The sequence below is a fragment of the Streptomyces sp. NPDC006430 genome, from assembly GCF_040612395.1.
In the GTDB taxonomy this organism is placed as follows: Bacteria; Actinomycetota; Actinomycetes; order Streptomycetales; family Streptomycetaceae; genus Streptomyces.
Genome location: NZ_JBEXQA010000004.1, coordinates 379,641 through 405,223 on the forward strand (window position 1 = coordinate 379,641; position 25,583 = coordinate 405,223).

General features: G+C 71.2%; 18 protein-coding genes. 7 read left to right on the forward strand and 11 right to left on the reverse strand.

Features of this window, described 5'->3' with window-relative positions; genetic code table 11:
- Positions 1 to 59: 59 nt before the first annotated feature.
- Positions 60 to 2,156 (reverse strand): SpoIIE family protein phosphatase, encoded by a 2,097-nt coding sequence (locus ABZZ20_RS09535; protein ID WP_356868491.1) that lies wholly within the window; start codon positions 2,154 to 2,156, stop codon positions 60 to 62.
- Between the two features lie 671 nt (positions 2,157 to 2,827).
- Here ABZZ20_RS09535 and ABZZ20_RS09540 point away from each other — a divergent pair.
- Positions 2,828 to 4,381 (forward strand): alpha/beta hydrolase, encoded by a 1,554-nt coding sequence (locus ABZZ20_RS09540; RefSeq protein WP_356868626.1) that lies wholly within the window; start codon positions 2,828 to 2,830, stop codon positions 4,379 to 4,381.
- A gap of 12 nt (positions 4,382 to 4,393) precedes the next feature.
- Here the strand turns inward: ABZZ20_RS09540 and ABZZ20_RS09545 are convergent, their stop codons facing one another.
- The 3 genes from ABZZ20_RS09545 to ABZZ20_RS09555 all read right to left on the reverse strand — a co-directional run bounded on the left by ABZZ20_RS09545 (position 4,394) and on the right by ABZZ20_RS09555 (position 8,235).
- Positions 4,394 to 5,692: an MFS transporter gene (locus tag ABZZ20_RS09545; protein WP_356868493.1), complete on the reverse strand. Its 1,299-nt coding sequence runs from the start codon at positions 5,690 to 5,692 to the stop codon at positions 4,394 to 4,396.
- Between the two features lie 6 nt (positions 5,693 to 5,698).
- Positions 5,699 to 6,112 carry a PaaI family thioesterase gene (locus tag ABZZ20_RS09550; RefSeq protein ID WP_356868495.1) on the reverse strand — a complete coding sequence of 138 codons (414 nt, stop codon included), beginning with the start codon at positions 6,110 to 6,112 and terminating at the stop codon, positions 5,699 to 5,701.
- Positions 6,113 to 6,219: 107 nt separating this feature from the next.
- The gene (locus tag ABZZ20_RS09555; RefSeq protein WP_356868497.1) at positions 6,220 to 8,235 is read right to left on the reverse strand and encodes an NADPH-dependent 2,4-dienoyl-CoA reductase; all 2,016 of its coding nucleotides are present in this window, start codon (positions 8,233 to 8,235) and stop codon (positions 6,220 to 6,222) included.
- A 259-nt stretch (positions 8,236 to 8,494) separates the two neighbouring features.
- Between ABZZ20_RS09555 and ABZZ20_RS09560 the strand changes: the two genes are divergently transcribed.
- The gene (locus tag ABZZ20_RS09560; RefSeq protein WP_356868499.1) at positions 8,495 to 9,721 is read left to right on the forward strand and encodes a hypothetical protein; all 1,227 of its coding nucleotides are present in this window, start codon (positions 8,495 to 8,497) and stop codon (positions 9,719 to 9,721) included.
- Between the two features lie 99 nt (positions 9,722 to 9,820).
- On the opposite strand, the gene ABZZ20_RS09565 is transcribed toward ABZZ20_RS09560, so the two are convergent.
- The 5 genes from ABZZ20_RS09565 to ABZZ20_RS09585 form a co-directional block, all read right to left on the reverse strand.
- Complete coding sequence (locus ABZZ20_RS09565) at positions 9,821 to 12,853, reverse strand: glycoside hydrolase family 38 C-terminal domain-containing protein (protein WP_356868501.1); 3,033 nt, start codon at positions 12,851 to 12,853, stop codon at positions 9,821 to 9,823.
- 89 nt (positions 12,854 to 12,942) lie between these two features.
- Positions 12,943 to 13,818 carry a carbohydrate ABC transporter permease gene (locus ABZZ20_RS09570; RefSeq protein ID WP_356868503.1) on the reverse strand — a complete coding sequence of 292 codons (876 nt, stop codon included), beginning with the start codon at positions 13,816 to 13,818 and terminating at the stop codon, positions 12,943 to 12,945.
- A complete protein-coding gene (locus tag ABZZ20_RS09575; RefSeq protein WP_356868628.1) occupies positions 13,815 to 14,708 on the reverse strand; it encodes a sugar ABC transporter permease in 894 nt (297 codons plus the stop codon). The genes ABZZ20_RS09570 and ABZZ20_RS09575 overlap by 4 nt, the downstream gene beginning before the upstream one ends.
- A gap of 89 nt (positions 14,709 to 14,797) precedes the next feature.
- A complete protein-coding gene (locus ABZZ20_RS09580) occupies positions 14,798 to 16,132 on the reverse strand; it encodes a sugar ABC transporter substrate-binding protein (protein WP_356868505.1) in 1,335 nt (444 codons plus the stop codon).
- 331 nt (positions 16,133 to 16,463) lie between these two features.
- A complete protein-coding gene (locus ABZZ20_RS09585) occupies positions 16,464 to 16,829 on the reverse strand; it encodes a hypothetical protein (RefSeq protein WP_356868507.1) in 366 nt (121 codons plus the stop codon).
- 288 nt (positions 16,830 to 17,117) lie between these two features.
- On the opposite strand from ABZZ20_RS09585, the gene ABZZ20_RS09590 reads away from it, so the two are divergent.
- Positions 17,118 to 18,362 (forward strand): helix-turn-helix domain-containing protein, encoded by a 1,245-nt coding sequence (locus tag ABZZ20_RS09590; RefSeq protein WP_356868509.1) that lies wholly within the window; start codon positions 17,118 to 17,120, stop codon positions 18,360 to 18,362.
- Between the two features lie 89 nt (positions 18,363 to 18,451).
- Entirely contained in the window at positions 18,452 to 18,676 is a 225-nt protein-coding gene (locus ABZZ20_RS09595) for a hypothetical protein (protein ID WP_356868511.1), read from the forward strand.
- A gap of 309 nt (positions 18,677 to 18,985) precedes the next feature.
- Here the strand turns inward: ABZZ20_RS09595 and ABZZ20_RS09600 are convergent, their stop codons facing one another.
- Together ABZZ20_RS09600 and ABZZ20_RS09605 are read right to left on the reverse strand one after the other, a co-directional pair.
- Entirely contained in the window at positions 18,986 to 19,921 is a 936-nt protein-coding gene (locus ABZZ20_RS09600; RefSeq protein ID WP_356868513.1) for a serine/threonine dehydratase, read from the reverse strand.
- Positions 19,922 to 19,935: 14 nt separating this feature from the next.
- A complete protein-coding gene (locus ABZZ20_RS09605) occupies positions 19,936 to 20,580 on the reverse strand; it encodes a TetR/AcrR family transcriptional regulator (protein ID WP_356868515.1) in 645 nt (214 codons plus the stop codon).
- Positions 20,581 to 20,778: 198 nt separating this feature from the next.
- Between ABZZ20_RS09605 and ABZZ20_RS09610 the strand changes: the two genes are divergently transcribed.
- From ABZZ20_RS09610 to ABZZ20_RS09620, 3 genes are all read left to right on the forward strand, one after another.
- Complete coding sequence (locus ABZZ20_RS09610; RefSeq protein WP_356868517.1) at positions 20,779 to 22,461, forward strand: ricin-type beta-trefoil lectin domain protein; 1,683 nt, start codon at positions 20,779 to 20,781, stop codon at positions 22,459 to 22,461.
- Between the two features lie 23 nt (positions 22,462 to 22,484).
- Positions 22,485 to 24,914 carry an alpha-N-acetylglucosaminidase gene (locus ABZZ20_RS09615; RefSeq protein ID WP_356868519.1) on the forward strand — a complete coding sequence of 810 codons (2,430 nt, stop codon included), beginning with the start codon at positions 22,485 to 22,487 and terminating at the stop codon, positions 24,912 to 24,914.
- A gap of 238 nt (positions 24,915 to 25,152) precedes the next feature.
- Entirely contained in the window at positions 25,153 to 25,503 is a 351-nt protein-coding gene (locus ABZZ20_RS09620) for a hypothetical protein (protein WP_356868521.1), read from the forward strand.
- The last annotated feature ends 80 nt before the right edge of the window (positions 25,504 to 25,583 follow it).

Below are 25,583 nucleotides of genomic sequence, written 5' to 3' on the forward strand. Positions count from 1 at the left end.
ACCATCACGAATGGACAAACATCCGGGCAACCACTCGAAAGGCTGGTACCGTGCGGGCGCTACCGCCCCGGGTCCGCCGACAGGGGCCGGGTGCGCGCGACGAGGAGGGCAACGTCGTCGCGGTCGTCGGGCTGGCGCAGTTCGGCCAGCAGGCGGTCGCAGGTCCCTTCCAGGGAGCGGCCCGGATCGCGGAGCAGATCGGTGAGCGCCAGCAGGCGGGTGTCGATGTCCTCGTCGCGCGTCTCGACGAGCCCGTCCGTGTACAGGACCAGCTGGTCGCCGACGCCCAGATCAAGGGCGATCGCCTCGAAGGGCACGCCGCCGACCCCCAGGGGTGCTCCGGTGGGCAGGTCGAGGAGCTCGGGGGGCCGGCCGGGGCTGGTGCGTACGGGGGGCAGGTGGCCGGCCGTCGCCATGCGGCACCGGTTGCGGTGCGGGTCGTAGACCACGATGACGCAGGTGGCCATGGCGTGCCCCAGCCCGGTGGTGGTGTGGTCGAGGCGGGTCAGGACCGCGGCGGGGTCGAGGTCGAGCTCGGCCAAGGTGCGGGCTGCGGTGCGTAGTTGGCCCATGGTGGCCGCGGCGTTGATCCCGCTGCCCATCACGTCCCCGACCACGAGGGCGGTCTTGTCCTCGGGCAGCGCGATGACGTCGAACCAGTCGCCGCCGACCTCGCCCGCCGCCGCAGCGGGCTGGTAGCGGTAAGCGATCTCCAGGCCCGGGGTCGGTGTGGGGTGGTGGGGCAGCAGGTGCCGCTGGAGGGTGAGGGCGGCGTGGCGCTGCTTCTGGTACCAGCGGGCATTGTCGATGCAGACGGCGGCGCGGGCCGCGAGTTCACCCGCGAGCAGGACGTCGTCATGGTCGAACGGCAGTGGGTTGGTGATGCGTTGGAGGCCGAGGGCGCCGATGACTTCGCCGCGGGCGATCAGCGGCACGGCGAGGTAGGAGTGGATTCCGGCCTCGGCGAGGAGGGCGGCGGCCTCGGCGTCCCGGGCGATGCTCGGGAGTTCGTCCTGCCCGACGTGCGCCAGGACTATGGGGCGGGCGGCCTGCACGCACTGGGTGACCAGCCGGGTGGCGTCGTACCGTGCGATCGAACCGACCGGGTCGGCCGCGAGGGTGGCCGGGGTGGGGTGGGCCGCTTTGACGGCGAGGGCGCGGAACTGCAACGTCTTGTCCGTCGGAGCGCCGGGCGGATGGTCCCCCGTGAGGACGGCGTCGAGGACGTCGACGGTGGCGAGGTCGGCGAGCTGCGGCACGGCGATGTCACCCAGTTCCCGCGCCGTGACCCAGAGATCGAGGGTGGTGCCGATGCGTACGGAGGCGTCGGCGATCAGCGCGAGCCGCTGGCGGGCCAGGCGCACGGCCGTCGACGTCCTGTGCTGTTCGGTGACGTCGACGATGGAGACGGCGATTCCGATCGGTCGTCCGCCGGGGTCGTCGAGCCGGTAGAACGACCCCGCCCAGACGTGGTCCTGATCGGGATCGGCCGGCGTACGGCCGGTGACCATCTGGTTCAGCCGGGGCAGGCCGGTGGCCAGGACCTCGCGCATGGACGCCTCGATGGCCGTGGCGTCCACATGGGGCAGGACTTCATGGACCGGGCGTCCGAGGTGCTGCGCGGCCGGAAGCCCGTTGAGGCGTTCGAGTGCCGGGTTGACGAGGACGTAGCGGAGGTCGGTGTCGAGCACGGCCAGACCGATCGGGGACTGGGTGACCAGCCGCATCGACAGGGCGAGGTCGCGCTCCAGGCGACGCAGGGTGGCCTGGTCAGAGGCGATGCCGAGCGCGTAGAGCCGCCCTTGCTGATCCTCCAACCGCATGTTGCGGAATTCCGTCAACCGGATGCTGCCGTCCTTGCGCAGTACGGGAAAGACCCCGGCCCACGGTCCTGCGCCGGACATGACCTGCTTGAAGAGGGAGAGGACGATGTCCAGGTGCTGCTCGTCGACGAGCAGCTGCGCCGCGTACTGGCCGAGCGCCTCCCGGGCGCTGTAGCCGAACAGCTCCTCCGCCTGCGGGCTCCACAGCGAGATGCGTCCGTGCTCGTCCAGGACCACCGCCGCGACTCCGAGCACGTCGAGCAGGCCGGGCCCGGTGGCGGGACCGGGGCTCGCAGGTTCCGGGCCGGCCCGGAAGGCGTCCGCCGTACTCATGCCGCCCGCTCCTTCCCGTCCGCTGCCGTAGGAGCGGTGGATCGCCCCGCTCGCTCTCCACCCCCGGGGCCGGACCCCCGGGTGTCTCCCATCCTCTCTCCACTCCCCCGGACCGGCAGCGCAGCCGCCCCTCGATACGGCCGTACGACGGATCACCGCGACGGGCTCCAGGACGGCCGCTCCTTGGCCGGGCCCGGGATGACGGGTTTACGCCGCCGCGGCGCCCACGCCCTTCGCACACCTGCACGAGGTCCACGAGAGGCGCGCGGTCGCCGAGGTCGAGGCCCGGACGCCGAGGACCGTACGCCACCGCCCGCACTCCGCGCGGCACCCGGCTGATCTTCGGCGACGTCTGCAGCGGGGGCCCGGAGGCGGTCGGGGACGTCCATGGACAGCTGCTCCGTCGCACAGTCCTCCTCGCCCGAACCGGGTGCGTCCGACCTGCATGCGAAGGTTCGGGCCCATCCGCTCGCCCGCCCGCTGTGGCCCCGCATGAGCCGTCAATGCCGCACACCCCGGTCCAACTCCGCCCGCGTGTCGGCCAGTTGTCCGGATTTGAGCTCGTTCGTGAGGAGCATACGGACCGCCCTCCGGGATGATTCGCCCGGGGCCCGCGTGCAACAGGGTGGTGATGCCATCGACTTCACGGAAGGAAACGGCTCTTCGTGAACATGAAACGCCTCGCTCCGATGCTCGCCGCCGCCGGTCTCATCGCGACCACGGTCCCCTTGCTGTCCGCGACCCAAGCCTCCGCCGCCCCTTCTGCCGAGTACACCCCGCAGAAGCCGGCGTGGCAGCGCTGCAGCACCGACCTGCCCGCTTCGTACGAGTGTGCGACCGTCAAGGTCCCGCTCGACTACCGGCGCCCCCAGGGACGCACGATCGACCTCGCGATATCCCGGATCAAGAGCGGCAACCCGGCCAAGCGGCACGGTGCCATGCTGCTCAACCCGGGCGGACCGGGTGGTTCGGGACTCGATCTGCCGTTGATGATGGACGAGTTGATGCCCAAGGACGTACGCGACCAGTACGACCTGATCGGCTTCGACCCGCGCGGCGTCGGGGGCTCCAGCCCGATCAGCTGCGGACTGGACCCCGTCGAGCAGAACTTCGACCGCCCGTACAAGGAGGAGACGTTCTCGGCGGACGTGGCCTGGGCGCGTACGGTCGCGGACAAGTGCCGTGAGAAGACGGGGTCGGTGCTGCCGTTCATCACCACCCGCAACACCGCCCGCGACATGGACGCGATCCGTGCGGCTCTGGGCGAGAAGAAGATCTCGTACGTCGGCTACTCGTACGGAACGTACCTGGGAGCCGTGTACACGCAGATGTTCCCGAACCGCTCCGACCGCTTCGTGCTCGACAGCGGGGTGGACCCGCAGCGCATCTGGCGCGGCATGATCCAGGTGTGGGCGACCGAGGCCGAGCCGGCGTTCAAGCGGTGGACGCAGTGGACCGCCGAGCGGGGCGGCGAGTACCAGCTCGGCGACACACCGGAGGCGGTCTCCAAGACCTTCTGGGACCTGGTGAACCGGGCCGACCGGGAGCCGATCGAGTTCGAGGGACAGAAGCTCACGGGCGACGACATCCGAACCGCTCGGGCCCTGTTCTTCTACCCCGCGCAAGCCGCGCCCATCGTGAAGGCCCTCAAGGACGCGGCCGACGGCAAGCCCGTCACCCTCACCGAGCCCCAGCGGGGGCTGCTCAAGCCCGCCGCCGAGCCGCCGTCGGATAACGGCACCGCCGTGTTCTGGGCCGTGGTGTGCGGGGACACGGAATGGCCGCGCTACCCCGAGCAGTACGAGCGGGAGGCGATCCGGGACAAGGCCGCCTACCCGCTGTACGGGGACTTCGCCTCCAACATCAAGCCGTGCGCCTACTGGCAGCGGCCGATCGAGGCGGCGACGCCGATGAAGACGAAGACGAACGTGCTCACCGTGCAGAACGAGTGGGACTCCCAGACCCCGCTGACCAGCGGCCAGGGCCTGCACCGCGCCCTGAAGGGTTCCACGATGGTGCTGGCGATGGGCGGTGAGGGCCACGGCGTGTACCTCGCCGACCCGAAGTCCTGCGCCAACGCCACGGTCAACGAGTACCTGGCCACCGGCAAGCTGCCGGCGAAGGACGTGACCTGCCAGACGCCGCCGGGCGCAGCGGAGCGCCGCGCGGAAGCGGTCCCCTCGACGCCGCAGCGCTTCCCGGCCCTGCCGACCGGCAGGTTCTGAGCCCGCCGGGAGCTACCCCCGGCCCCGACTCCGGCGAGTCGGGGCCGGGGAGGCGGCCACTGCGCCCTCGGCCGGGGCGCCCGTGATCTTGCTGCCCCGCAGCGGGGTCAGCAACCCCGCACCGACGATGAGCAGACAGAAGGCTCCGGCCGCCGTGCTGACCGCCGGTACGCCGTGCCGGTCGGCCAGCACGGTGAGGGCGGCGGCACCCAACGGTCCCGAGGCGTTGTGCACGGTCCAGAAGGCGGAGGTGACCCGCCCGAGCAGCGGATCCGGGGTCACCTCCTGACGCAGGGTCATGGAGCAGACCCCACCGAGGGTCATCCCGAACATGAAGACCGCCGCCGCCACGGCGATCACCGGCAGGCTGCGGCTGATGCCCGTCACCGCCACCGCCGCGCCGATCATGGCGACCGAGCCCAGCCAGCAGGCGCCGAACCCGAAGGACCGGCGCAGCGGTCCGGCGGCGAAGGCCGCGCCGACGACACCCAGACCGCTGACGGCGATGACGTAGCCGACGGTGGTCGCGTCCTGGCCGAGATCGTGGCGGATCCGGAAGACCAGCAGGTCGGTGGCGCCCATGGTGACGAAGGTGAGCAGCGTCAGCAGGACAGTCAGCGGGCGCAGCACCGGGTTGGCCCACAGGAAGCGGAAGCCCACCACGAACATCTCCCGCAGTTTCCCGCCCCCGCCCGTGCTCCTCCCGCCCGGGGGTGCCGCGGCGCCGCCCTCCCGGCCGAAGGTCACCCATCGCAGGCTCACGGCCGAGACGAGGAAGGTCGCCCCGTCCACGCCCAGCGCCCAGTCTGCGCCCACCCCGGCCGCGATGAATCCCGCGGCCACCGGCCCGAGCAGGGTGCCGAGGGCGAAGGTGCTCATCAGTCGCCCGTTGGCGGCGGTCAGGTCCTGCGAGCGCACCAGGTGCGGCACCGCCGTCACGTACGCCACGTCGAACAGCGTCTTCAAGGCGGTGACCAGCGCCGTCAGTACGTACAGCACCCAGATCCGCGGGCCGGCCCACCACAGGAGCGGTACCGCACCGAGCAGCGCGGCCCGTACGAGGTCACACGCGATCATCAGACGGCGCCGGTCCGTCCGGTCCACCACGTACCCGGCGAACAGTCCGGTGGCGATGCCGGTGACCCCGGAGATGACGGTGATAAGACCCATCTGGACGACGGACCCGGTGGCGTCGAAGACCAGTAGGGGCAGGGCCAGCAGGGAGATCGAGCCACCGAGGACGGACAGGGCCTGACCGAGCCAGAAGACGTTGAAGTCCCGGTTCCGCCAGAGCGAGGGGTGGGCCGACACCCCCGCTCAGCCCAGCAGGGCGTAGACGGTCGATGCCGTGGCGGCTGGCTCCTGTGCGCCCTCGGGGGTCATGGTGACGTCGGCGAAGGCCATCCGCTTGCCGAGTTTGGTGACCCGTACCTCGATCAGTACGTCCTTACCGAGCACCGGCCGCTGGAAGCTCGTCGACTGCTGGACGGTGGTCATCGGCCCGTACGCCCCGCGCGCGGCGGAGATCGCGATGACGGTGGCGGTGTCGGCCGCGGCCATGAGGGCCTGCCCGGACAGCGCTCCGCCGTCCCGGGCCAGCTCGTCGGACCAGGGCAGCCGCAGCACGGCGTGCCGCTCGTCGGTCTCGTGCACCGTCAGTCCCAGGGCGAGCACCCAGGGGGCGAAGTGGTCGGAGAGGATCTTGTCTGCGTCCGCGGGTGTCAGAGTCACCCGGAGATTGTGGCGGCCCGGGGCGGGCCGCCACAACACCATTGTCGCGTCGGGTCCGTCAGGTCCGCCGGCGCTCCAAGACGCCGGCGGACGTGGTTCCCGACGGGTTAGAGGGTGGCGGCGAGTTCCGTACCCTGACGGATCGCCCGCTTGGCGTCCAGCTCGGCGGCCACGTCGGCGCCGCCGATCAGGTGCGGTCGGGCGCCGGCTGCACACAGCGCCTCGTACAGGTCGCGACGCGGCTCCTGGCCGGTGCAGAGCACCACCGTGTCGGCAGGGACGAGCCGCTGCTCACCGTCGACGGTGACGTGCAGGCCCTCGTCGTCGATCCGGTCGTACGTGGCGCCCGCGACGGAGACGACCCCGCGGTGCTTGAGCTCCGCGCGGTGGATCCAGCCGGTGGTGGTGCCGAGACCGGCGCCCACCTTGGTGGTCTTGCGCTGGAGCAGGTGCACCTGGCGCGGGGGCGCGGGCCGCTCGGGGGCGGTGAGACCGCCGGGGCCGGTGTACGAGGTGTCGACGCCCCAGTGGCGGAAGTACGTCTCGGGGTCCTGGGAGGCTCCCTCGCCGCTGTCCGTGAGGAACTCCGCGACGTCGAAGCCGATGCCGCCGGCGCCGACGACGGCGACGCGCTCGCCGACGGGGGCGCCGTCGCGCAGCACGTCGAGGTAGCTGACGACGTTGGCCCGGTCGACTCCCTCGATCTCGGGGGTGCGGGGGGTGACGCCGGTGGCGACGACGACCTCGTCGAAGTCCTGGAGGGTGTCGACGTCCGCGCGGGTGTTCAGCCGGACCTCGACGCCGCGCTCCGCGAGCTGGGTGCCGAAGTAGCGGATGGTCTCCTCGAACTCCTCCTTGCCCGGGATGCGGCGGGCGATGTCGAGCTGTCCGCCGATGTGGCCCGAGGCCTCGAAGAGGGTGACGGCGTGGCCGCGTTCGGCGGCGGAGACGGCGCAGGCGAGTCCGGCCGGGCCGGCACCGACGACGGCGACGCGCTTCTTGAGCTGCGTGGGCAGGAGCACGAGTTCGGTCTCGTGGCAGGCGCGCGGGTTGACCAGGCAGCTGGTGATCTTGCCGCTGAAGGTGTGGTCGAGGCAGGCCTGGTTGCAGCCGATGCAGGTGTTGATGGTCTCGGAGCGGCCGGCCGCGGCCTTGGCGACGAAGTCGGCGTCGGCGAGGAAGGGGCGGGCCAGGGAGACCAGGTCGGCGCGGCCGTCGGCGAGCAGCTCTTCGGCGATCTCCGGGGTGTTGATGCGGTTGCTGGTGACGAGAGGGACGGAGACCGCGCCCATCAGCCGCTTCGTCACCCAGGTGTACGCGCCGCGCGGAACGGAGGTGGCGATGGTGGGGATGCGGGCCTCGTGCCAGCCGATGCCGGTGTTGATGATGGTCGCGCCGGCCGCCTCGACCTCCTTGGCGAGGTGGACGACCTCGTCGAGGGTGGAGCCGCCGGGGATCAGGTCGAGCATGGAGAGGCGGTAGATCAGGATGAAGTCCTCGCCGACGGCCGCGCGGGTGCGTCGGACGATCTCCAGGGGGAAGCGCACGCGGTTCTCGTACGCGCCGCCCCAGCGGTCGGTGCGCTTGTTGGTGGCCGCGGCGATGAACTCGTTGATCAGGTAGCCCTCGGAGCCCATGATCTCGACGCCGTCGTAGCCGGCGAGCTTCGCGAGACGGGCGGCGCGGACGAAGTCCTCGACGGTGCGCTCGACCTCGATGTCGCTCAGCTCGTTCGGGACGAAGGGGCTGATGGGGGCCTGGAGGGCGCTGGGGGCGACCAGGTCCTTGTGGTAGGCGTAGCGGCCGAAGTGAAGGATCTGCATCGCGATCTTGCCGCCCTCGGCGTGCACGGCATCGGTGATCACCCGGTGCTCGGCGGCCTCCTCCTCGGTGGTGAGGCGGGAGCCCCCCTCGAAGGGACGACCGGCGTCGTTGGGGGCGATGCCACCGGTGACGATGAGGCCGGCGCCGCCGCGGGCGCGCTCGGCGTAGAAGGCGGCGAGGCGCTCGAAGCCGCCCTGGTGCTCCTCAAGGCCCGTGTGCATCGAACCCATGATCACGCGGTTCGGCAGGGTGGTGAAACCGAGGTCCAGGGGGCTCAGCAGGTGCGGGTACTGGCTCATGGGGGGCGTCTCCTCGCGCGGTGGTCCTGAGCCTGTTGTACCGACCGGTAACCGATTTTGCAACTAGGTGCACAACCGCTCGGAGTCCGACCGCCTCCCCCACTCCCCCACCGAGGTACGCCGCGGACGCGCAACATGCGCCCGCACGCGCCCGCCGCCACGCCCCTACTGCCGAAATGCGCCCTTACCCGGCCACGAAAGACTCCCTATCGTCACTGAGCGTGCACATACGCACGCAAACAGTGATCGAAGGGGGATCATGAAAAAGGCTGTGTGGCGTTCTCTCTCACTCGTGGCGGCGCTGGCCCTGCTGCCGCTCGCAGGAGCGACCGCCGAGGCGGGGACACCCGGACCGCTGTCCGCCGATGCCGTTGCGGCGATGTCGCCGGAGCGGCAGGCCCAGGTACTGGAACCGCTCAGGGTCGCGGCCGATGCCGCGGCGCAGGCGGGGCAAGGTTCCCAGGCGGACGTGTACACCCAGGTCGAGATGGCCGCCGACTACCGCTCGGTCAACGTCTACCTCACCGATCCCAACCGGCGCCCCGCTTTCATCGAGGCCGTGCACCGGGCGAACCCCAAGGCCGACACCCGGCTGATCACCGTACGTCGGAGCGTGAAGTCCCGGAAGCAGCTCAAGCAGGAGATCTCCGCCCTCGACAACCACAACCTTCCGTTCAAGATCTCTCTGGCCGGAACCACGGTCGACGGCAGCGCCATCGATCTCGCCGTGGACAACCCGCAGGCCGCGCGGACGTACTTCGCCGCGCCGGCGGTCGCCCAGCAGCAGGCGGCCTCCGGGGCCAGCCCCGTCCGCATCCGGCAGGCCCCGGCCGCAGTTCCGCTGAGCCGGTGGAACGACTCCTCGCCCTTCTACGCGGGGGCCGCGCTCGGACCCGCGTCCGGCTCGTCCTCGTACTGCACCAGCGGGATTCCGGCCATCAGCACCTGGGACGGCCGCCAGTGGCTCGTCACGGCAGGCCACTGCTACAACGTCGGCGCCTACGTCTCCACCGCCGGCGGCAACTACGTCGGGAGGGTCGAGTACAAACTGCCCGACATCGACTCGGCGTTCATCGAGGCACCGACCTACCGCCGCACGTGGGACGGACTCGACGCCACGGGGTACAGCCGCTACCTCAACGGAGTCCGCAACGTGGCGGTCGGTGACTTCACCTGCCAGCTGGGCTACAACTCCAAGGTCGTCTGCAACATCCGTACGGTGTACGCGGGCAACGCCAGCTGGAACATCAACGGCACCACGGTCTGGGGAAGCTACGGCGTCCCGCACTACGGCGGTGTGGTGGGCCGGGGCGGCGACAGCGGCGGCCCCGTGATCTACATCAACAACCCGGACTCCCGGCAGCTCAACGGGATCGTCAGCGCCGGATTCGGCTGCGACGCCAACAAGGTCTGCAGCACGGGCCTGGGCTGGGTGGACGTGTGGTCGATCTTCAACAGGTTCGCCATCAAGCTCAACCCGTCCTGACCCGACCGGTTCACCGGCCCACCGGCCCACCGGCCCGGGCGGCGGCCCCGTGCGGACACCACGTCCGCCGGGGCCACCGCCCTTCGCGCACTCAGGCACTCAGGCGCGGTGGAGTCGGACCGTGAGGATCTGGAAGGGGCGCAGCGTCAAGGGGACAGCGCCGCCGTCGGCCACCGGGCCGACCGCGGTGCCGGGCAGCGGCCGTTCCAACAGGTCGCTCTCGACGGCCGCCGACAGCGCGAAGCCCGCCATCAGGGTCGCCGTCGCGCGGCCCCCGCGGGACTCGTAGAGGCGGACGACCACGTCACCGCTGTGGTCCTCGGCGAGTTTGACCGCCTCGACGACCACCGCATCGTCGTCCACGGCCACCAGCGGGGCGACCGGGCCCGCGCCGAGCACCGTCCGCTCCGGCAGGTTGAGCGCGTGGCCCTCGCGGACCGCGTCCGCGATCCCGGCACCCGGCGCGAGCGAGAACCGCAGGGTGTGGGCTCCCTGGTCGGTCTCCGGGTCGGGATACCGCGGGGCCCGTAGCAGGGACAGGCGGACCGTGGTGGTCTGGCCGCCGTCCGGCCGCACGTCGCGCGTGACGTCGTGGCCGTAGGTGGAGTCATTGAGGATCGCAGCGCCCCACCCCGGCTCCGCCACGTGGATCCACCGGTGCGCACAGATCTCGAACTTGGCGGCCTCCCACGACGTATTGGTGTGGGTGGCCCGCTCGACGTGCCCGAACTGGGTCTCCGAGGAGGACCGTTCGGCCTTCACGTCGAGCGGGAAGGCGGCCTTGAGGAACTTCTCCGTCTCGTGCCAGTCCACCTCCGTGACGATGTCCACCGTCTTGGACCCGGCCCGCAGCGTGATCGTCTGGGTGGCCGTCGAACGGCCGAAGGAGCGGACCGCCCGGACCGAGACCGCGTCCGGGTCGTCCTGCGTCACCTCCAGGGAGTCCAGCTCCACCAGGTCGGTGACGTTGTTGCGGTAGAAGGCGTCGATGTCCCACGCGTCCCACATGTTCGGGAAGTCCGGGTGGATCTGGAGCAGGTTCGCGGCCCGTCCCGGGGCCACAGACTCGCGGCGCGCCTGAAGGTCGTACGCCGAAACGATCAGTCCGCGGTCGTCGATCTCCACCCGGAGGCGCCCGTTGGCGAGGACCCTCCCGCCGCCGTGCCGCCCCTCCACCGTCACCGGGTCACCGGCCGCCGCCGGCGCCTCGGGCAGGCCCGCACCGCCCGCCGGGACGCCGCGCCGCGCGTGCGGGGCGCAGTTGAAGACCAGTTCCGTGCTGCCGTCCCCGGCCAGGGCCCGCTGGGCGGCGAGTGTAATCCCGCGCAGTTCCTCGCCGACCTTCGCGTACGTTGCGCGCGCCTCGCGGTGCACCCAGGCGATGGACGATCCCGGCAGGATGTCGTGGAACTGGTGCAGCAGCACGGTCTTCCAGATGCGTTCCAGTTCCTCGTACGGGTAGGCGTACCCGGGCACCCGGACCGTGGCGGTGGCCGCCCACAGCTCGGCCTCGCGCAGCAGCGATTCGCTGCGCCGGTTGCCCTGCTTGGTCTTGGCCTGTGAGGTGTAGGTGCCGCGGTGCAGTTCCAGGTACAGCTCGCCGGCCCAGACGGGCGCGTCCGGGTACTCGGCGTGGGCCTCCTCGAAGAAGGCGTCGGGCCGTTCGATCTCGACCCGCGGGGATCCTTCGAGGTCCCGCTGCCTCTTGGCCCGGGCCAGTTGCTCGCGGGTGGGGCCGCCGCCGCCGTCACCCCAGCCGAAGGGTGCCAGGGAGCGCGAACCGCGGCCCTTCTCCTGATAGTTGCGGGCCGCGTGCGCCAGTTGGGTGCCGCCGAGATCACTGTTGTAGGTGTCGATGGGCGGGAAGTGCGTGAACACGCGGGTTCCGTCGATGCCCTCCCACCAGAAGGTGTGGTGGGGGAACTTGTTCACCTGTGACCAGGAGATCTTCTGCGTCAGGAACCACTTCGAGCCCGAGAGCTTGACGATCTGCGGCATCGCCGCCGTGTATCCGAAGGAGTCGGGAAGCCATACGTTGTGGGTTTCGATGCCGAACTCGTCCAGGAAGAACTTCTTCCCGTACAGGAACTGGCGGGCCATGGCCTCGCCGCCGACCATATTGGTGTCGGACTCCACCCACATGCCGCCGACCGGCACGAACTGTCCGTCCGCGATCTTCTTCTTCACGCGCTCGAACAGCGCGGGGCGATGGGCCTTGATCCAGTCCAGTTGCTGTGCCTGCGACATGGCGAAGACGAACTCGGGGTGCCCGTCCATCAGGTTGACCACATTGGACGCGGTACGGGCGACCTTGCGCACCGTCTCGCGCAGCGGCCACAGCCAGGCGGAGTCGATGTGGGCGTGCCCGACCGCGCTGATCCGGTGCGCGGAGGCGTTGGCGGGGGCGGCGAGCACCCCGGCCAGTCGCGCGCGGGCGGCGGCGGCCGTGCCGGGGACGTCGCCCAGGTCCACCGCGTCGAGGGCGACCTCGACAGCGCGCAGGATCTCGTACCGCCGGGCATCGGCCTCGCCGAGCTGCACCATCAGGTCGTACAGGACCTCCAGGTCCTGTACGAGTTCCCAGACCTCGGTCTCGAAGACCGCGAGGTCCATCCGGGCGAGCCGGTACAGGGGCTGGTCGCCGCAGGTGTGCCGGTCGCCCTCGTAGGTGATGCGGTGGTCGACCAGGACGGGATTGGAGGCGCCTTCGACGTACCACTCGATCTGCTCGCCGCCGGCGGCGCGGTCGGCGACGCGCACCCAGTCGTTGTACGGGTTGAGTGCCTTGATCTCGCTGCCGTCAGCGCGGTGGACGAGTCCTTCGCACTGGAAGCCGGGCATCATCCGGTCGAAGCCCAGGTCGAGCACCGCCTCGACGCTGAGGCCGGCCCACTCGGCCGGGACGGTACCGGTGACCTTGAACCAGGTGGTGCCCCAGGCCGGGCCCCACGTCTCGCCGATCGCGCAGGGCTCGTACGGGGCTGCCAGTCCCTCGGCGACCGGGACGGGCTCGCCCGGCGCCTCCCAGCGCTCGACGGCCAGCGGCACCGAGCGGGAGTGGACGGCGGGCTTGATGCGCTCCTTCAGGACCCGGCGCAGGCGGTGTTCGATGATGCTGCGGTCGTCGTGCATGACGGCTGCTCCAAGGGAGGGAGGTCGTGTGACGGGCAACGAGGGGGAGGGAGGACGGACGGCGGGCGGACGGACGGCGGACGGGCGGCTCAGGTCTTGACGGCTCCCTCGCCCACGCCCTTGAAGAAGAAACGCTGGAGGGCGAAGAACAGGAGCATCATCGGGAGGAGCGCCGCCATCGCGCCGGCGGCGATGATCCGCTGGTCGTTGGTCGTGGTGGTGCCGGCCAAGGTCTTCAGGCCGAGCTGGAGGGTGTAGTGGTCGCTGTTGGTGAGCACCAGCAAGGGCCACAGGAAGTCGTCCCATGCGCCCATGAAACTGGTGATGCAGACGACGGCGAGGGCGCCCTTGGCGGCCGGGAGGAAGAGCCGGGTGAACCGGGTCCACTCGCCCGCGCCGTCCAGGACCGCGGACTCCTCGACCTCCTTGGGTACGGCGAGGAAGGCAGAACGCATGATCATGATGTTGAGGACGGAGACCGCTCCGGGGAGCCAGACACCGATGAGGGTGTCGACCAGGCCCATCTCTCGGACCGTGAGGAACATCGAGATCATCACGGACTCGAAGGGGAACATGAGGGTCGCCACCAGCACCGTGAAGACGGTCCTGCGGCCCTTCCACGCGGCCCGGGAGAGGGCGTACCCGCCCATCGCGGCGAACAACATGTTCGACGTGACGGCGAGGAGGGCCACCACCAAGGTGTTGCCGACGTACTGGAGCAGCGGGAACGACTCGGCGACCAGGGCGTAGTTGTCGAGGGTGGGCCGGGCGGGCAGTACGCCGTCGTACACGTTCTCCGTGCGGCCCCGGATCGATGTCAGGAACTGCCAGACGATCGGGCCGAGCATCACCACGAGCATCAGGACCAGGGTGGCGTACCGGGCGGTGAGCCCGATCCGGCGGCGCCTGCGGTCGGCTCCGGCGCGCCGCGGCTGCCGGCGGGCGGGCGGGGTCGGTGCGTTCACCTCTCGTCCCCCTTCGTCAGCCGGCGGCCCAGCAGACTGAAGGCCAGCGTCAGCAGGAACAGCAGGATCGAGAGGGCGGAGGCGTAGCCGGTCTCGCCGGAGAAGCCGAGGCCGACCTGCCGGATGAGGAAGGGCAGCGTACGGGCTCCGCCGCCGGGGCCGCCGCTCTCGCCGCCGAGGATGTAGATCTCGGTGAAGACGCGCAGCGCGGAGATGGCGGAGAGGGTGCCGACCAGCAGCATCATCGGCTTCACCTGGGGGATGGTGATGCTGAAGAAGCGGCGGACGGGGCCGGCGCCGTCGAGGGCGGCTGCCTCGTGGAGCGAGGCCGGCACGTTCCCGAGGGCGGCCAGGTAGAACACCATGTAGTAGCCGAGGCCCTTCCACACGGTCACGATCATCGCGGAGACCAGCAGCATGGTGCTGTCGGTCAGGAACGGGACGGGCTCGGAGACGATCCTGAGCTTCTGGAACAGGGTGTTGACGAGCCCGTCACTACGGAGCACCCACTGCCAGATCAGGCCGACGACCACGGCCGAGGCGATCACCGGGGTGTAGAAGGCGGACCGGAAGAAGCCGATACCGGGGACCTTCGCCTGGACCAGGACGGCGAGGGCGAGCGGGAGGAGGACCAGGCACGGTACGACGACCACCAGGTAGAGCACGCTGTTGCCGGTGGCGACCCAGAAGTCGGGGTCCGCAAGGGCCCGGGTGTAGTTGTCGAAACCGACGAAGGTGCCGCCGCGCAGGATCTGGGCGTCGGTGAAGGAGAGGATGACGGTGTTGACGAACGGCCAGAGGCTGAAGAGCGCCACCATCGCCAGGCCGGGGGCGAGGAAGAGGTAGGGGGTCCACCACCTGCGGTGGCTCAGCCCCGTCTCGGCCTCCATGGCAGCAAGGGCCTTGCGGCGCCGTCTGCGTGCCGCCCGGTCGGCGGGGGTCCCGACCCGGCCCACCGGTTCCGCGGCGAGTGCGCGCGTCATTTCTGCGCCGACTTGGCGAGCAGCTTGTTCGCCTCCTCCTGGGCCTTGCGTACGGCCGTCTTCGGGTCCTGCTCGCCCTGGATGGCCTTCTGCACCTCGCGGACGACCGCGTCACCGACCTGGTTGGTCCACTGGACGGGGGTGTTGGCGTCGAGCGCGGCGGTCTTCAGTTGCTCGGCGCCGACCGCGCGGGCCACCGTCTCCGCGTCCTTTCCGTCGCCCCGGTCCGAGAAGCGCGGATCGGCGAGGCCCTGGGCGTTGGAGGGGTAGATGGTCGCGTTCTTGGAGAACTCGACCTGGTTGGGGCCGTTGGTCACCCACTTGGCGAACTCGCTGGCCGCGTCGAGGTGCTTGGTGTCCTTCCTGATGCCGAGCGACTGGGCGTAGATGCCGATGTGCCCGAGCGTGCCGGTGACGGCCCCCGCGACCTGGGTGCCCGCGTAGATCTGCGGGGCGTTCTGCTTGACGTCCTTGACGAAGCCCGGGGAGCCGGGGCCGAACACGAGCTTTCCGCCGCCGTAGAGCTGGTTGATGTCGTCGGACTTCAGGAGGGACTCCTTGGGCATGGCGCCCTTGGCGTACAGGTCCTTCATCCGCTCGACCCATTCGACGGCCTTGGGGGTGTCGAAGACGAACCGGTCCTGCGCCCCGTTCAGGATCGGCACGCCCATCTTCTGCCAGTCCCCGGGCAGGCGGCCCTTGGGGTCGGCCATGAAGGCGGAGTACCGGCCGCCCGACGCGGCGGCGATCTTGTCCGCGTAGTCGAAGAACTGCTCGACGGTGGTCGGCGGCTTCGCCGGGTCCAGTCCGGACTTCTCGAAGAGCTCCCGGTTGTACGTGAGGATCTCCGGGGTCACGTACCAGGGGTACGCGTACACGCCGTCGCCCTTGCCGGGGAGTTTGAACTGGTTCCAGGAGCCGGGGACGTAGTCCTTGGCGACCTCGGGATCGAGTGCGGCGACGTCGGCGAGCAGACCGCGGTCGCCGAGGAGCTGGAAGGAGTCGGTGGAGAGGTTGACCACGTCGGGGAGGGCGCCGGCCTGTGCGTCGGCGACGAGCTTCTCGTTGTAGCCGTCGCCGGGGACGTCCTCCCATCTCACCTTGGCCTCGGGGTACTTCTTCTCGAAGGCGTCGATGACGCCCTGGACGTACGCGGTGAACTTGGGCTTGAGCTGGAGGGTGCGGAAGGTGATCTCGCCGGCCACCTTGCCGGTCTTCCGCGCCTGCGGCGCGTCCGCGGCGCCACCACTCACTCCGCATGCGGAGACCGAAAGGAGCGTGCCGGCCACGAGCGTGGCGATGGCAGTACGGGTCGCGTTCGAACGGGTCATCGTCGCCACCTTCAGGGGGAGTTCCGGCCTCGCTGCCGGAGCGCGCAGCCCACGCTGTCCCCAAATCCAGATCGCGTCAATGCGGTCAAAGTCCCGCTGGCCGGGTACCCCTAGGTCCCCCTCGCACCAGAGGGCCGACAGGCAGACGGCAGCTGCCCAGTCAACCCCGCACCGACCTGCACTAATGCGCTTTAGTTCTCAACCGATCAGGAGTGATATCGATCCGATAACAAACATGGTTAGGCGTCAGATGTTGACTTCTTATGGGCGGTTCTAGAAAACTCGCACTAATGCGCTTTACCTCGCAGGCCGAGAAACCCGAGCCCGGGCGCTACTTCATGCTGTACTCGACCTTCTCGGCGAGCTTGCCGTCCTTGAAGCAGAGGCGGAACACGGTCTCGTCAGCACCCTTGCCGTCGGCGGCGGACACGTACCAGGAACAGGCACTGCCCTCGGGTTCGGCCGGACCGCCCGCCTTCAGTGCGCCCTTGATGAAGCTCTCGCCGGACGGCAACGCGGCGCGGACGGCGGCCTCGGGATCACCGACGTTGACGGACTGGTAGACCGCGGGGTCGAGCATGCTCCTGCCCGCGGCTTCGACGGCCTTCCCGACACCGAAGACGAGTGCCGCCGCGGCTGCCAGGCCCAACACCAGCACCACTCCGCAGCCGATCAGACATCCCTTGGGCTGTGCCACGTCCGTTCCTCCGTACCGTGCCGAACCTTGCCGATCTTCTTGACATCCAGACCTTCGCAAGGCGCGGGGGCCGCGCACTGTCCTCCAAAGTCTTCCTCCCCCACGACGATCGTCGTTCGAGGTCGGACCGGACCTCACCGTGAGTGAAACCGTCGAGCCTCTGATGGTCATCGGCGTGGACGGTTCGAACCGCTCCAAGGCGCTTTCGTGCGTTCTGGATCACACAGAACCAGCCCTGCGCCCTACGCTGTTGGGTGTCGCGCTGCGCAGAGAAGGGGCAAGGCCGCCATGTCTCCTGATGCTTCCCCGGACCCGTACACGGACCCGCTGGTCTTCGGGCAAAGAATGCAGATCCTCCGCCAACGCCGAGGCCTCACCCGCGACCAACTCGGCGGTCTCCTCGCCCGATCCGGGTCATGGGTCAAGGCCATCGAGACCGGCCGCCTACGGACGCCCCACCTCCCTGTCATCCTCCGCATCGCCGAGGTGCTACGCGTCCGGGACCTGTCCGACCTCACGGGGGACCAGTCCATGCACACCGCCCTGTTCGCCGGCCCCGGCCACCCACGGTTCGCCGCAGTCCGCGAAGCCCTGAACTCGCTCCAGCTCGGCAGCGGCCAGCAAGCACCGCCGGCCGCGCACCTGTCGGCTCGGCTGGCTCGGGCCTGGCAGGCTCGGCACTCCGCGCCGAACCACCGCGAGGTCATCGGTGGCTTGCTGCCGGACCTGATCCGGGACGCACAGACCGCGGTCCGGCAGGCTGAGACCGTCGCGGACCGCAAGACGGCCCAAGCGCGCCTCGCAGAGGTGTACTTCCTTGCACAGTTCTTCTGCGCCTACCAGCCGGACGCGCCCCTGGTGTGGCGCGTGGCCGAGCGGGGCATGATGGCCGCGCAAGACTCCGAGGATCCGCACGCGATCGGCCTCGCCGCGTGGCTGACCACGCAGGCTCACCGCGAGAGCGCGCACCTGGATGCCGCGGACGCGGTCACCCTGGAGACCCTCCGCTACCTGGACTCACTCCTCCCCGACGCCAGCACGGACGTCCGTGCGGTCGCCGGAGCGCTCACCGTCGAGGCCGGGCTGACGGCCGCCCGCCGCGGCGAGACCGGTACGGCGTGGCGGTATTGGGATGACGCGCGGAACCTGGCAGAGGGGCTGCCCTCGGGCTACTTCCACCCGGTCACGAGCTTCTCCCGGGGGGTCATCGGCGCGCACGCAGTCACCGTCGCCGTCGAGCTGCGCGCCGGCGGGGAGTCGGCACGACAGGCCACCCGAGCGGAGGCGGAAGCGATTCCGTCCCGGCCACGGCGGGCCCGGCACCGGATCGAGCAGGCTCGCGCGTACCACCTGGACGCGCAGCCGGACGTGGCACTGGCGACGCTGGCGCAAGCACACGAGGCGGCGCCGGAGACGGTGCAGTACAACGGGTACGCGAAGCGGATCGTGTTGGAGGAGGCCGAGTCGAAGAGCCCGGCCCGCCGTCGGCGGGCGTCTGAACTGGCCGCGCGACTGGGCCTGCTGACCGCCTGAACGTGGGGGCACGATCTGTGCCCGTGCCGTCACTGGAATGCTCCTACCGTCGTCACATCGCCCGCTGACGATGGTATGGAGTGAGCCCCGTGACGCATGACGTAGTGCCCCGGCCCTTCGAGGAAGTCCCTCACGCTCTGCTCCGCAAGCGGGTGCGTGACATCGCGTCCGGGGTCGAGGGCGAGCTCATGGCCGTGGTCCGCGAAAACGTCTCCGCCGCCCCGGCCCGTGAGCACTGGGTGAAGCTTGCGTACGTCCGGGGCCCGTCGGGCCGGGAGATCTCCACGGCCGTGGCCAACATCAAGGCCGTGTGATGGAGGCCGCCGACCTGTTCCCCCGCTGGCCGGTCCCACCGGACTCGTGCGCCGAGTGCGCCGAGCATGTTTCCGCCCGCTTCCAGGCCCAGGTGGAGCGTGACCGGTCGCGGGTCAGCGACCTGAACGTAGTGATCACGAGGCATCACCCCGAACTGCGGGCTCGCCGGTGAACACCCGGACCCGGCAGGTCGCCTACCGGGCCCTCCTCGGCGCGGCCCGTACGGCCCTCCTCGCCGATGTCCCCCGCACCTGAGACTCCCGCCCCGCGGCCGTCACCGTGCGGGGGCCGTCACCGTGCGGGGGCCGTCACCGTACGGGGTGCGTCAGGTCTCCGGGGTCGGTGTTCGCGCCGCACAGGATGACGGCCACCCGCTCGCCCAGCGGCTGCTGCGCGTGGCGCAGGGCGGCCAGGGCCGTGGCCGCGCCCGGTTCCACCACGATCCGGTGCTCCTCCCACAACGCGCGGCGGGCCGCGGTGATGGCCGGGTCTGGGACCAGGACCGACGACACGTCCTTGTCCTGGGCGGCGGCCAGCGCATCCGCCGAGACACGCGTGGCGCCGAGCGAGTCGGCGGCGACCGACTCCACGGCGACGTCGACCGGCCGGCCCGCCTCCAGCGCCGCGTTGAGGGCCCGGCAGTTCTCCGGTTCGGCGGCGACCACCCGTACGCCGTGCTCGCGGGCCGCGGCGGCGACGCCGGCGAACAGCCCGCCACCACCGACCGCGACGACCACGGTGTCCAGACCGGGCAGCCCGGCACGGATCTCGTCGAGCAGGGTGCCCGCACCCGCCGCGATGAGCGGGTGGTCGTACGCGTGGCTGCTCAGCGCGCCACTGGCCGCCGCGAACTCCTCGCACGCGGCGAGGGCTTCGGCGTACCGGGTACCGACGAGCCGTACGTCGGCCCCGTAGCCCCGCAGCCGCTCCACCTTGACGCGGGGCGCGTTGGCGGGCAGGAACACGGTGGCCGGGACGGCTTGCGCCCGGGCCGCCCAGGCACAGGCGAGGCCCGCGTTGCCGCCGGAGGCGATGGTGACGCCCGCGGCCGGGAGGGTGCCGGCGTCGCGGTGGGCGGCGAGGAAATTGCGGGCGCCCCGGGCTTTGAAGGAGCCGGTGTGCTGGAGGTACTCCAGCGCATACCAGACGCCGTCGGCGGCTGGGACCACGGCGACCGGGCGGATCGAGCCGGCGATCCGGTCGGCCGCACTGCGCACGGCGGCGTAGTCGAGCTGCTGTTCCATGGCGGGGTTCCCCTTCAGGTGGCGGCGGGCCGGTTGGCCTCGATCAGCTGGCGCAGGGCGCCGTAGTACACCTCGTGATCGGTCAGGGCGGGCAGTACGTCGGCCAGCCCGCCGGAGAGCACGGGGAACCGCTCCGGATCCAGCGCGGCCAGGGCCGCCCTGGAGGCAGCGGTGACCCCGGCCGGATCGCGGTGATCCACGAAAGCGGCGCTGCCGAGGGTGAGCAGGTACATCCGGCGGTACGCGGTCATCGCCTCGGCGGCGGTCATTCCGGCGGCCACGCTGTCGGCGAGCGCGGGCTCGACCAACCTGGCCAGCAGTTGACGGCCGAGCCAGGGGCGGCCACCGCGGAGCACCAGGAGTCCGGGGTGGGCGGTGAGCAGCCGGTAGAGGGCGGTGAACCTCAACTCGGTGGCCTCGGCCCAGTCGCTCCCGGCCGGGACCTCGGGCAGTTGGCCGGCGAGGTGCTCGGTGCACAGGTCCAGCAGGCCGGCGAGGTCGGTGCAGCGGCGCTGGACGGTGGCGTGGGAGACGTCCAGACGGTCGGCGAGGGCGCGGAAGCTCAGCGCGTTCGGCCCCTCCTCGTCGAGGAGGCGCAGGGCGGCGACGGCGATCGCCCCGGGCGTCGCGCGGTCCAGGGCTGTTGATCTCCTCGACATGAGATACATCGTATCAGACAGCGACACATACACCGTATCTGCCCGAACGTGTGACGCCGACTACGCCCATATTGCTGGTCATTGAGCCATAACCATCGACTTATGTTGACAGTGGGTAGTCGCACCGCTGCACTGGGCGCACTACAGCCATTCCCGCCGGTACGTCCGCCCCGCCCCGCCCCACGTCAAGGAGTCTCCGTGCCGCCTCGCCTGCGTGCGTCGCTCCCCTGCCTGACCGCGGCCGCCCTGCTCGCGCTCTCGCTCGCCCCCGCCCCGGTGGCGGCCGAGCCCACCGCGACCTCGGACACCCCGCTCGCGCTCACCCCGCCCATGGGTTGGAACAACTGGGCGCACTACATGTGCGACATCGACGAGGCCAAGGTGGTCGCCAACGCCGACGCGCTGGTGTCCTCGGGTCTCGCGGCCAAGGGCTACGACACGGTGACGGTCGACGACTGCTGGATGACCAAGAGCCGGGACGCGGACGGCAACCTGGTCGTCGACACGCAGAAGTTCCCGCACGGCATGGCCTGGTTGGGCGAGCATCTGCACGCCAAGGGGCTGAAGTTCGGCATCTACGAGGACGCCGGCTCCCTCACCTGCGAGCGCTACCCGGGCAGCGGCTCGCCCGAGGGCGGCGGCCCGGACCACTACGCCCAGGACGCCCGGCTGTTCGCGTCGTGGAAGGTCGACTACGTCAAGATGGACGGCTGCAACCTGTGGGTGCCGCCCGGAACGACGAAGGAACAGGCCTACCGCGACGCCTACAACGCCGTCGCCGCGGCCCTGCGGGACAGCGGGCGCGACATGGTGCTCTCCGCGTCGGCACCCGCCTACTTCCAACAGGGCGAGTGGGGCGACTCCGACTGGCACAAGGTCCTCAGCTGGGTCGGCGAGACCGGCCAGTTGTGGCGGGAAGGCAAGGACATCAAGGTCTACAACCCCGCCGCTCCCCAGACGTCGCGCTGGAGTTCGGTACTGGGCAACTACGGGTACAACCGCTGGCTCGGCCGGTACGCGGGCCCCGGCAACTGGAACGACCCCGACTTCCTGATCGCGGGCGCCCCCGGGCTCACCGAAGCCGAGAGCCGCAGCCAGGTGGGCCTGTGGGCGATGATGGCCGCCCCGTTCATCCTGTCCTCCGAGGTCTCCCGGCTCACCCCGGCCGCCCTGGCCGCCCTGGGCAACACCGACGTGATCGAGATGGACCAGGACCCGATGGGCCGCCAGGGCGCGGTGCTCTCCGCCAACGCAACCTTCGAGGTGCTGGCCCGACCGCTGGCCAACGGCGACCGCGCCGTTGCCGTCCTCAACCGGTCCGGAAGCACCCGGGAGGTCTCCGTACCGCTGGCCGACATCGGGCTGTACTCCTGCACGGTCGACGCCAAGGACCTGTGGAGCGGCAAGCGCACCGAGGTCTCGACTTCCCTGACCGGGAAGCTCGCCGCCCACGACACCGCGCTCTGGCGGCTGACCCCGCACCGGGGATGCGCCGACGCCGTGCCCACCGGGCAGATCACCGGTGACGGTGCCAAGTGCGCCGACGGGGCCAACACGAGCGGAGCGGGCGCGGTCGTCCTGGCACCGTGCACCGCCGCCGCCGACCAGCGCTGGACCCTCGGGCGCGACGCGAGCCTGCACCTGTCCGGCGAGTGCCTGTCGGCGGGCGAGGAAGGCCGCGTGGAACTGGCCGACTGCGCACCCGGGAAGCCCGGGCAGCGCTGGACGCACCGCCGGAACGGGGCCCTGGTCGAGGAGGTCAGCGGGATGTGCCTGACCGCTCCCGCCGCGGCCACCACCCCGGACGCACCGGCCGAGCGACTGCGGCTGACCGACTGCGGCGACCACCGGGTCGACCAGGCCTGGTCCCTGCCGGTCTGACGGCCACTCGGATGAGGACTCGGATGACATCTCGCACGAAGCACCCCGCGACGGACCCGGCACTGCGGGGCGGGCGCGCGCGGGCGCGGGCGCGGGCGCGCCGCCCGGTCGCCCTGGCCGCGCTGGCCCTCGCACTGCTGACGCTGCTCTGGACGGGAGCCGCCTCCGGGCCGGGGGCCCCCGCACGGGCCGACGCACCCGCCGGGGCCCGCGCCGGCGTGGATGCGGCAGGCGTGAGTGGGGCAGGCGTACTGGCGACCGTACGGGACGACGCGCGCGGCGCGGTGCGGCGGAGTTCCCCGGGCGCCCCTGCGCCCAGGACCTTCGACGCCGGTCCCGCGCGTGCCGCGCTGGGGCGGCTGCTACCGCGCCACGCGGCCCAGTTCACCCTGGTGCCCGATCGGGCCGCCGGCGCCGACACCTTCACCGTGTCCGGACCGGCGGGCGCGATCACCGTGCGCGGATCCACCGGCGCGACGCTGCTCACCGGTGTGGGCTGGTACCTCCAGCACGTCGCGGGGGCCGACATCGGCTGGCCCGGCGACAGCATCGGGATGCTGCCCGCGAAGCTGCCCGCCGTGCCCGCACCGGTCACCCGCAGCGCGCTCGTCCCGCACCGGTACGCCCTCAACGACACCGACGACGGCTACTCGGGCGCGTACCGCACCTTCGAGCAGCACCAGCGGCAGATCGACCTGCTCGCCCTGCACGGCATGAACGAGGTGTTCGTGCAGGTCGGCGCCGAGTACCCGTACTACCGGGCCCTCCAGGGCTTCGGCTACTCGGCGGCCGAGCTGCGGGAGTGGATCCCCGGGCCCGGCCACCAGAGCTGGTGGCTGCTGCAGAACCTGAGCGGTTTCGGCGGACCGGTCAGCGAGCGGCTGATGCGGGAGCGCGCCGATCTCGGCGGGCGGATCGCCGAGGAGCTGCGCGGGCTCGGCATGACCCCGGTGCTACCCGGCTACTTCGGCACGGTGCCGCCGGGGTTCGCCGCCCGCAACCCGGGGGCGACGACGGTGGCTCAGGGCGACTGGGCGGGCTTCGACCGGCCCGACTGGCTGAACCCGACCTCGCCGGTGTTCGCGAAGCTGGCCGCGGCGTACTACGCGGAGCAGCGCGCGGTGTTCGGGGACAGCACGATGTACCGGATGAGCCCCCTGCACGAGGGCGGGACGGCGGGCACGGTCGATGTGAAGGCCGCCGCCGGGGCCGTCCAGTCGGCACTGCACGCCGCGCACCCGGGCGCGATGTGGGCGGTGCTGGGCTGGCAGGACAGCCCGCGCAACGAGCTGCTCTCCGGGGTGGACACCTCGAAGTTGCTGATCCTCGACGGACTGTCCGACCGGTACAACCGCCTGGACCGCGAGACGCGTTGGGGCGGGGTCCCGTACGCGCTGGGCACGATCTACAACTTCGGCGGGCACACCACGATCGGCGCGAACACCTCGGTGTGGATCGATCGTTTCGGCGCCTGGCGGGCCAAGGGCAACAGTGCGCTGCGGGGCATCGCGTACCTGCCGGAGGCCACCGGGACCAATCCGGCCGCCTTCGACCTGTTCACCGACCTGGCCTGGGAGGCCGGACCGGTCGACCAGCGCAGGTGGTTCGCCGATTTCGCGAGCCGCAGGTACGGGCGGCCCGACAAGGAGGCGGCAGCCGCCTGGGAGGAGCTGCGCACGGGCCCGTACAGCACCTCTTCCGGCCTGTGGTCGGAGTCCCAGGACAGCCTGTTCACCGCCCGGCCGAATCTGAGCGCGGTGGGGGCGGCGTACTGGAGCCCCAAGTCGATGCGCTACCCGGCCGCTTCGGTACGCCGCGCCCTGAACCACCTGCTCAAGGTGGATCCGCGGCTGCGCGCCTCCAGTGCCTACCGCTTCGACCTGGTGGACACCGCCCGGCAGGCCCTCGCCAACCACTCCCGGTGGCTGCTGCCGCAGATCAAGGCCGCCTACGAGGCCAGGGACCTCACCTCGTTCCGCAAGCTGACCTCTCAATGGCTGGCCGGCGAGCGGCAGTTGGACGAGCTCACGAGCGCGGACCCGAACTTCCTGCTCGGCAACTGGATCACCGCCGCCCGCTCCTGGGGCGCGGACCGGGCCGAGCAGGACAGGTACGAGTACGACGCCCGCTCGATCCTGAGCGTGTGGGGCCGGCGCAGCACCAGCGAGGGCGGTTTCCTGCACGACTACGCGAACCGCGAATGGGGCGGCCTGATCTCGGAGTTGTACGCGCCCCGGTGGGCTGCCTACTTCGAGACGCTCGAAGAGGCACTGGTCCGGCGGGCGGCGCCCCGGGAGATCGACTGGCACGCCTTCGAGGAGGAGTGGGCCCGGCGCACCACCCGACACCCGAGCGGGGCGAACGGCCCGAGCGGCGACCCGCACGCCCTCGCCAGCGCGGTCGCGGCGGCCCTGAACGCCTCCGAGGGGGCGGCGGCCCGGGCCGGCCGCTGACTTCAGACTCCTGACTCCTCACACCACCCGCCGGGGTGACGAGCGGACCAGGCGCCGATCGTCACCCCTCCGCGGGAATCTCGGTACCCGTGGGAGGGAGAACCCCTCCCGTTTGTCCACCGCGCGGGACCGACGCTCGGTTCACTGGCCCGGAAACGATCAGGGGCGGCACCGGTCCATCCGGCAGCCGCCCCTTCCGACGCCACGACGGCCCGACCCGAGCAGGAGAGCACCGAGCATGTCCCCGACCGGACACGAACGGCCCGGGCTGCCCGGGCAGCCCGGGCAGCCCGGGCAGCCCGGGCAGCAGAGCCCCGCGCAGGACGCCCCGCCCGCCGGCGTGCCCGCCGCCCCGCCCGCCGGCGCGGCCGACCTCGTGCACGACCGATTACCACGGTCCGCCGAGCAGGCGCAGGGCGCACCGCGCCGTTCCGACCCACGGGACCTCCTCGCCGACGGGGTGGTGGAACTGCGCAAGCGCGGGGAACTGGCCGCGCGCCGGGCGGGCGCGGGACCGGAGGACCATCTCGAAACCGTGGCCCTGCGGGCCGCCGAGCGGGTCGCCGCCGAGGCCCGCCCCCGTGCATGAGCACACCGGCTTCAAGGGCGGGGCCGTCGTCCCGCGCTGACCCGAACGGATCCGACCGGGCGCGGGGGCGGCCGGGCCGG

What these genes read in the sequence shown, in the direction of transcription:
- ABZZ20_RS09535 (WP_356868491.1), bottom strand. Translation starts at nt 2,156, where the DNA reads ATGAGTACGGCGGACGCCTTCCGGGCCGGCCCGGAACCTGCGAGCCCC.
- ABZZ20_RS09540 (WP_356868626.1), top strand. Translation starts at nt 2,828, where the DNA reads ATGAAACGCCTCGCTCCGATGCTCGCCGCCGCCGGTCTCATCGCGACC.
- ABZZ20_RS09555 (WP_356868497.1), bottom strand. Translation starts at nt 8,235, where the DNA reads ATGAGCCAGTACCCGCACCTGCTGAGCCCCCTGGACCTCGGTTTCACC.
- ABZZ20_RS09560 (WP_356868499.1), top strand. Translation starts at nt 8,495, where the DNA reads ATGAAAAAGGCTGTGTGGCGTTCTCTCTCACTCGTGGCGGCGCTGGCC.
- ABZZ20_RS09565 (WP_356868501.1), bottom strand. Translation starts at nt 12,853, where the DNA reads ATGCACGACGACCGCAGCATCATCGAACACCGCCTGCGCCGGGTCCTG.
- ABZZ20_RS09575 (WP_356868628.1), bottom strand. Translation starts at nt 14,708, where the DNA reads ATGGAGGCCGAGACGGGGCTGAGCCACCGCAGGTGGTGGACCCCCTAC.
- ABZZ20_RS09580 (WP_356868505.1), bottom strand. Translation starts at nt 16,132, where the DNA reads ATGACCCGTTCGAACGCGACCCGTACTGCCATCGCCACGCTCGTGGCC.
- ABZZ20_RS09590 (WP_356868509.1), top strand. Translation starts at nt 17,118, where the DNA reads ATGTCTCCTGATGCTTCCCCGGACCCGTACACGGACCCGCTGGTCTTC.
- ABZZ20_RS09600 (WP_356868513.1), bottom strand. Translation starts at nt 19,921, where the DNA reads ATGGAACAGCAGCTCGACTACGCCGCCGTGCGCAGTGCGGCCGACCGG.
- ABZZ20_RS09605 (WP_356868515.1), bottom strand. Translation starts at nt 20,580, where the DNA reads ATGTCGAGGAGATCAACAGCCCTGGACCGCGCGACGCCCGGGGCGATC.
- ABZZ20_RS09615 (WP_356868519.1), top strand. Translation starts at nt 22,485, where the DNA reads ATGACATCTCGCACGAAGCACCCCGCGACGGACCCGGCACTGCGGGGC.
- ABZZ20_RS09620 (WP_356868521.1), top strand. Translation starts at nt 25,153, where the DNA reads ATGTCCCCGACCGGACACGAACGGCCCGGGCTGCCCGGGCAGCCCGGG.